This window comes from Pseudomonas sp. YuFO20, from assembly GCF_035064975.1.
GTDB lineage: Bacteria > Pseudomonadota > Gammaproteobacteria > Pseudomonadales > Pseudomonadaceae > Aquipseudomonas > Aquipseudomonas putida_AE.
Map to the genome: position 1 here is coordinate 21,898 of NZ_JAXDEO010000067.1, position 6,851 is coordinate 28,748.

General features: G+C 58.0%; 7 protein-coding genes. 3 read left to right on the forward strand and 4 right to left on the reverse strand.

Annotated features, from left to right (window positions below):
• Positions 1-75: 75 nt before the first annotated feature.
• From SOP85_RS26880 to SOP85_RS26895, 4 genes are all read right to left on the reverse strand, one after another.
• Complete coding sequence (locus SOP85_RS26880) at positions 76-1,362, reverse strand: MFS transporter (RefSeq protein ID WP_323628810.1); 1,287 nt, start codon at positions 1,360-1,362, stop codon at positions 76-78.
• 107 nt (positions 1,363-1,469) lie between these two features.
• Positions 1,470-2,519 (reverse strand): 3-keto-5-aminohexanoate cleavage protein, encoded by a 1,050-nt coding sequence (locus SOP85_RS26885; RefSeq protein WP_323628811.1) that lies wholly within the window; start codon positions 2,517-2,519, stop codon positions 1,470-1,472.
• Positions 2,520-2,553: 34 nt separating this feature from the next.
• Positions 2,554-2,955, reverse strand: a complete 402-nt coding sequence (locus tag SOP85_RS26890) for a carboxymuconolactone decarboxylase family protein (RefSeq protein WP_323628812.1) — start codon at positions 2,953-2,955, stop codon at positions 2,554-2,556.
• Between the two features lie 122 nt (positions 2,956-3,077).
• Positions 3,078-3,902, reverse strand: coding sequence for an SDR family NAD(P)-dependent oxidoreductase (locus SOP85_RS26895; protein ID WP_323628813.1), 825 nt, complete (start codon positions 3,900-3,902; stop codon positions 3,078-3,080).
• A gap of 147 nt (positions 3,903-4,049) precedes the next feature.
• Between SOP85_RS26895 and SOP85_RS26900 the strand changes: the two genes are divergently transcribed.
• The 3 genes from SOP85_RS26900 (at position 4,050) to SOP85_RS26910 (ending at position 6,498) form a co-directional block, all read left to right on the forward strand.
• Positions 4,050-5,033, forward strand: a complete 984-nt coding sequence (locus SOP85_RS26900; RefSeq protein ID WP_323628814.1) for an AraC family transcriptional regulator — start codon at positions 4,050-4,052, stop codon at positions 5,031-5,033.
• Between the two features lie 30 nt (positions 5,034-5,063).
• The gene (locus SOP85_RS26905; RefSeq protein ID WP_323628815.1) at positions 5,064-5,822 is read left to right on the forward strand and encodes an enoyl-CoA hydratase/isomerase family protein; all 759 of its coding nucleotides are present in this window, start codon (positions 5,064-5,066) and stop codon (positions 5,820-5,822) included.
• A 265-nt stretch (positions 5,823-6,087) separates the two neighbouring features.
• Positions 6,088-6,498, forward strand: coding sequence for a response regulator (locus SOP85_RS26910; protein WP_323628816.1), 411 nt, complete (start codon positions 6,088-6,090; stop codon positions 6,496-6,498).
• Positions 6,499-6,851: the final 353 nt, after the last annotated feature.

Here is a 6,851-nt window from a genome sequence, read left to right on the forward strand (position 1 = left end):
CGGTTTTTCTGCGCTCAAGGACGCTGCCGCAGCGGGCAACAACCCGGCACGGTGTTGAGGCGAAGAGACGTTCGTTCATGAGGTACGCTCCTCCTGCTGCAGGCGGGCGAGATCATTGCGGTAGTGCCGGCTGGCCTGCAGGTAGGCAAAAGCCGCGCAGAAACCGGCCAGTGGCACCAGGGCCATGGCGAATCGCAAGTCGAAGGTATCGGCCAGTACACCGGTGATGAACGGACCAGGTGCAAGCCCGATAATGTTGTTGGCCAATACCACGACTGCGAGCGCCGACGCATGGATCGAGGCGTTGGAGACATCGCAAATGGCCGCACCGGAAGGCCCGGCGAAACCAGCACCCACCAGCAGGCCAAGACCGATCAGCACCAATTGCAACGGGCCGGGTGGCAGCGCAAATGCGGTCAGCAGAATGACTGCCGAGATCAGCGCATAGAGCATGGGCACGCGCAGTTTGTTGCGATCGTCGCGACGGCTCAGGCGATCAACCAACACACCACCACCGGTCATGCCGATCCCCGCAATCAGAACCAACAGGCCGGCGCTGGTCGCTGACTGAGTCATGTCCATGCCATGGAAGCGGTTCAGATAGCTGGGCATCCAGGCAATCAGCGAGCCCTGGATGAACATTTGCAGGCCAGACCCCAAGTAGGTCCACTGCGAAGTCGGCTTGGTCAGCAGTTCGCGCAGCACGGCTTTTAATGGCATGCGTGCGACCGGGGTTCGCATGACAGCCTTGGCGGGCTCGCGCACCACCATCGGGTAAATGACGGCGAGCAACAAGCCCCCCGCACCCACTGCAATGAACGCCATGCGCCAGCCGTAGTGTTGCGCCAGCACGCCACCCAGAACCACACCGAGTACCGAGCCAAACAAGGCGGCGGCAAGGAAGGCGCCAATCACCGTGGAGTGCAGACGACGTGGGAAAACACTGAGCAGAATGGCGCCACCGGCACAGCCGTAACCCGCCTCCCCCATCCCGACCACGGCGCGGGCCATGAGCATCGCGACAAAGCTGCCACTCAGGCCGCAGGCGATCGTCGCCAGCCCCCAGATGACGGCCATGGCCGTGGCACTTTTCACGCGGCCCCAACGATCGGCCAACAGGGACACAGGAAAGGTCAGGATTCCCACGGTCAGAGCGACGGCGCTGACCAGCGCGCCAAGCTGGGTGTCGCTCAAGGCCCATTCGGCCTTGAGTGAAGGGAAAACGGCATTGATGACCTGACGCGACATGTAGTCGGACAACATCAAGCCAAATGTGAGCGCGAACACCAGCCAGGCATAACCACGTGAAACCCGTGGCGCGTCATCCATGGCGATGTCGGTGCTGCTAAGGGGAAGAGCCATATCGGGCACTCCTGGTTGATTCACTGACAGCGTGATCAAAGGCTGTACGGCTGGCGCCGCACGAAGAATGTCTGCGGTGGGAACCCACCGCAGGTTTCAGCTTGCGACTAGTCCCACATCAAATTGCCCCGTTGGCCCGGTCGGCGATTCGGCGCCCAACCCAGTGCCTTGAGCGTTTCATCCGTGCTGGCGTAGGTTTCGCCGATCTTCATGGTGGCGCGGGCTTCATCGGCAGTGGCGATGTCGCGGCCCAGGTGCCGGGCCTGCTGCACGCACCACTCGATCTGTTGTACGGAGGTCATGCGCTCGTAACGCGGCCCGGTCAGGCAGTCTTCAATGCCGACCCGGACGTGGTGCCCCATGGCAATGGCGATGGCATTGGTCGGGTAAATGGTGCGCATGATCGACTCGTTGGTCAGTACCGCACCGTCTGGCACGCGACGGGCAAACTCGACCAGATCGGCAGGATGTCGCCCGGCAGCACCGCCACCGATTCCCACGTAGCAGAGGTTCAGCGGGCCCTTGTACAGACCGTTGCGCACAATGTGCTCGACGGTTTCCAGTTGATGAACATGGGCCATCATGAAGTTTGGCTGGATGCCGTTTTCACTCAGCAGACGCAAGTGGGTTTCATAGAAGCTCGGACCGGCTTCCAGATGCATGTCACGAAATGCTGCCCACATGCCTGGATCAGCCATCGACGTGCCTTCAACGTCCTGCGCCGTCAGCAACTCGGTGATGTTCATCTGGCTAGTGTTGATGGCGATGGTCACTTGATCGGGCTTGGTCTCGAGCAATGCCAAGGCGTGACGCGAGTCATTGGCTGGCCATTGGGCAATGCTGCCAGGCTCAGGCGCAAAGGAGATGGAACCACCCACCTGCAGAATCATTTTTGGCACTGCTTCACGCAGCCGATGCAGCATCTCGTTGAACATCGACATGCGCTTGGAGCCCTTGCCGTCCGCCTCGCGTACATGCACGTGGAGCACAGTGGCACCGGCGTTGTAGCAATCAACGGCCTTTTGCACCTGCTCGTCCATGCTGACCGGAATATCTTCCGGAAAGTCGGATGGCACCCACTCGGGACCATAGGGTGCGACGGAGATGATCAGCTTGTCCTGGTTTTCCGGGTACAGCGAGTCATGGGTGTAGAACATGGGATTGACCTCGGGATGCGGTGTCGGGATGAATTCAGTAGGTGTCTTGCATCGGGCCGTCGGCGGCCAGCTTCTGCGCTTCTTCGATGAGCAACGGGGCACCCACCGCCATGCTGTGGATGCCCAGCACCGAGGTCAGCTGCAGCACTGCGAGCACTTCGTCTACGCTCGCTCCAAGCTCCAGGGCCTTGCGGATATGACGGCGCACTCCGGGGGCATACAGATGTGTGCAGGAAGCATCGACGGCGATCGAGATCAGTTCGATGGTCTTTGGCTCCAGCACGCCTTTGCGCAAGGGGTGCACGGCCATGGCGAGGAATTTCTCGATCCACTCGGCATCCAGTTCGGCCAACGTGTCCCAGGCAGGATTCCAGTTGCCGGCATCGCGCATGGCATCGCTGGTCGGCGTGAACGGCTTGGACTGATTAAGAGGCATGGGCGGTTCCTTATTCTTGTTAGCGGTTGAACCCACTCTAAGATCACCCAAGGAATTCGATTTGACCGTTCGGGACATCGACTTGACCTTTCGGGACACTGTCTTGACCAGCGCGACATCTCTCAGATGTAGCTGCCACCTCCGGCATTGATGATCGAACCGACCAGGTAGCACTCGTCCGAGGCCAGGTGAGAGACCAGCGCCGCATACTCCTCGGCCTCACCCAGGCGCCCCAGCGGCAAGAGTTGGTTGATGGTGTTGAGTTGTTCAGGTGATTGCTGATCGAGGTAATGCTCAAAAGCCGGGGTTCGCACGCCTCCGGGGCAAATCGCATTGACCTGGACATTGGCGCCCGCCACCTCGTAGGCCACCGCGCGGGTGAATGCGATCACTGCGCCCTTGGTCGCCGAGTAGTGCGGGCTATGCGCCCCCATGGAGGAGATACCGGCGATGCTCGCGATGTTGATGATCTTGCCGTAGCCCTGCGGCTCCATGCGCTGTAAGGCGGCACGGGTGCAATAAAACACGCCGTCGACATTCACCGCCCAAAAGCGCTTCCATTCAGCGTCGTCCATGGCGCTGGTAATTTGCAGTGACTGACGGCGCACGGGCTGGGTGACCAGAGCGTAATGGCGCTTGCGTCGAGCTTCGTCATGAGGCTTGTCTGGCACCCGAGCTGCGTTATTGACAAGGATGTGCAGGGGGCCAAACCGCGCGTCTATCTGATCGAACATCGCGATCACTTCGCTGCTCGACGAGACATCACAACGCAGCGCCAGACACTGCACGCCGTGCTCTTCGATTTCAGCACGGGTGGTTTCCAGCGCCGTTGCGTTGATGTCGCAAATGACCACGCTGGCGCCTTCACTGGCCAGACGCAGGGCGATGGCTCGGCCAAGGCCACCTGCTCCGCCGGTCACCAAGGCCACTCGATCATGAAGTTTCATGGATAACGCTCCGTTTTTTGGTGGAGACCCAGTGTCGCCCGTTACCCTCCATTCAACTTGACTTGGCGGGACATCAAGCTGCTAAGCTGATAAATCGCTGTCCCGGACTGGTAAATACCCATGAGCGGTCTCGTTCGCAGTGCCAGCTTGACCAACTACGCGGAAATTTCCCGATCACTGCATGTTGATCACCTGCAGCAAATGCGCCTCGTTGGCCTCGATCCGCGATGCCTGCTTGAACTTGATTTGAAAATCCCTACCGAAGCGGTCGCGCAGTTGCTGGAAAGCTCGGCACGTGAGGCTGGAGTGGACGATTTTGGGTTGCGCATGGCGGAAACTCGCAAGCTTTCCAACCTGGGGCCTCTGGCATTGCTATGGCGTGACGAGCCCACTATCCGCTCAGCGTTGCAGGCATTCCGCGACTTCCTCTACCTGCACAATCAGGGTCTGGTACTGAATATCGAGGAAAGTGGCGGGGTGGTGGTTTTGCGCATGGAACAGGTCACTGTGGGCAACCTGGTGGTGCGTCAGGCAATGGAGCTTTCAGTGGCAGTGACCCACCGCTTGCTGAAAACCTTGCTGGGTAACCACTGGCATCCTTCAGTGGTGTGCTTCCGTCACGCTGCCCCGCTCGACGACAGCCGACACCGCCGAGTGTTCGCCACCTCGGTGCAATTCAATAGCTTGATGGATGGCATCGTCTGCCGCAGCGCCGACCTCGACAAAACCTTGCCCAGCGCCGACCCGGACATGGCCCGCTACGTTCATCAGTACCTGGAAAGCATTCGCGAAGAATCCAAAACGGCTTTACTTGAGCAAGTTCGCCAGATGATCTGGATGCTCTTGCCCACGGGGCGCTGCTCGGTTGAACAGGTCGCGGTCAACCTGGGATTTGACCGGCGAACACTGCATCGCAAGCTAGCACAGGAAAGTGAAACGTTCTCCTCTGTGCTGGATCAAGTGCGTGCAGAACTGGCCATGCGTCACCTGGCACACTCCAATCATCCTTTGGGTGAGATAGCCAGTGTTCTGGGCTTTTCCGAACTCAGTGCCTTCTCTCGTTGGTTCAGCCGACACTTCGATTGCAGTCCATCGATATGGAGAGCTCGTCAAACGGTCCCGCAAATCTGACGGGCTCTATTTCTCAAACGAGGATTGTTAATGACCATTGGAAACTGGACGACGATCAAACTCACGGAGATAGAACCGCATATCACCGTCTTGGCGCTCAACCGGCCAGAGCAACGCAATGCGCTCAATGCGCAAATGGCGCAAGAACTGGAGGCTTGCCTGCTCGTCCTGAAGGTCCGGCAGGATCTTCGGGTACTCATCCTCACGGGTGAAGGTACTGCTTTCGGGGCCGGAGCAGATCTGAAGGAACGTGCCAAGCTGACGCCTGAACAGACACAGGAAGCGCGCGTTACATTCTTGCGTTGCCTTGAGATGATTGAGGCCCTGCGCGTGCCCGTAATAGCCATGATCAATGGCCCGGCAATCGCCGGAGCATTCGAATGCGCCCTGGCTTGCGACATTCGAGTCGCCTCGGACCAAGCATTTTTTTCGTTACCCGAAGTGAGCACCTTGGGCGCATTTCCGGGCGCGGGTGGCCCGGTAAGATTATCCAGGCTTGTCGGCCGGGGCCGAGCGAACCTGGTGGTTTTGACGGGGCGCAAGTTCTCCGCTGAAGAGGCCTTCACACTGGGCTTTGTCGAAGTCGTCGTAACTCATTCGAGCCTCTGGGATGAAACATCCAAGTTGGCCCGCCAAATTGCGGCGAATAACGCGGCGGGTATCAGTGCGGCCAAACAACTCATCCACCAGAGCCGCGATTTGGACCTTCAATCAGCCATGGAGCTCTCGCGCATTCTGCGCGAACCAATGGACTGCAACGCAACAGTGAAGCCAACGGCTCCTGAATAAAGCACATTAGTTTTTCGGATAAGGGGGGAGGGTTTCCTAGGGCTGGGCGCGCTAGACTTCAACTGCCTTAGGGATAATTCCCCAATAGTGGGGGATTGTCGTTAAATTTGGTGCTGAGTTCCCAGAGAGGGGGCCCTTATCCGCTTCGACTTGTCTCTTCCGATCCGCCCCTGAAGTCGCCTTTCTCAGGGATCGCCTGGGACAAAAAGTGCCTGAATTTGTACAACCTCATTACTGCCTATGGTGGTATGAATAAGGACCAAGCGTGAAGGCAAAATGGGAAAAACTCTTACCACTGAGTGGATGGGCGATCGTAGTTGAAGACGACCCCACGCTGAGGATGTTGATGGTGACCATCCTGGCTGAAATCGGCCTTCCCTCCTTGGATTTCGAATCTGCCGATGATGCGTTGACCTACTTACTGGGAACGCCTAACGGCTGTCCATTGGTAGTCGTTGATCATGGCCTACCGGGCCAGCTCAGCGGCGCAGAATTCATTGCGATGGTTAAAACGAAATGGCCTTCAACCGCGGCCGTTCTCACCTCTGGCTACGAACTGGCCCACTCAACAGTACCGTGCTCAACCACTTACCTGCACAAGCCGTGGTCAATGGATGAGCTGGTGATGGCAGTCGCGACGTTGCTTCAGCCTGATCATCCCATCTCCAAGATTTGAGCAACAGAATTTGTATCATTTGTCTTGGATGACTCTTTTGTCTTGAGCATCTGCTTTGGGTCGACCTCTGCCAGTCATAACCTAGGGACGTACAGGTCAAATTCGGTCTAAAGGAGCGTCAGATCGAATCCAAATAGCTGGGTAGATCCGGGAAAGGCGACGGCGAGATGAGCTAGGCTTCCGGCATCATTACTCAAGGACGACCGTCATGCTCGATAACTCAAATGTAACCGTGCGGGCATCTCACCTTGCATGGAGATATCTACGTTTTTTACTCATCTTAGCGATCTGATGAATCCCATGGTTCCTGCAAAAATGACGATTTCTTTTCCGCTATTGCGATGGGCCTATGC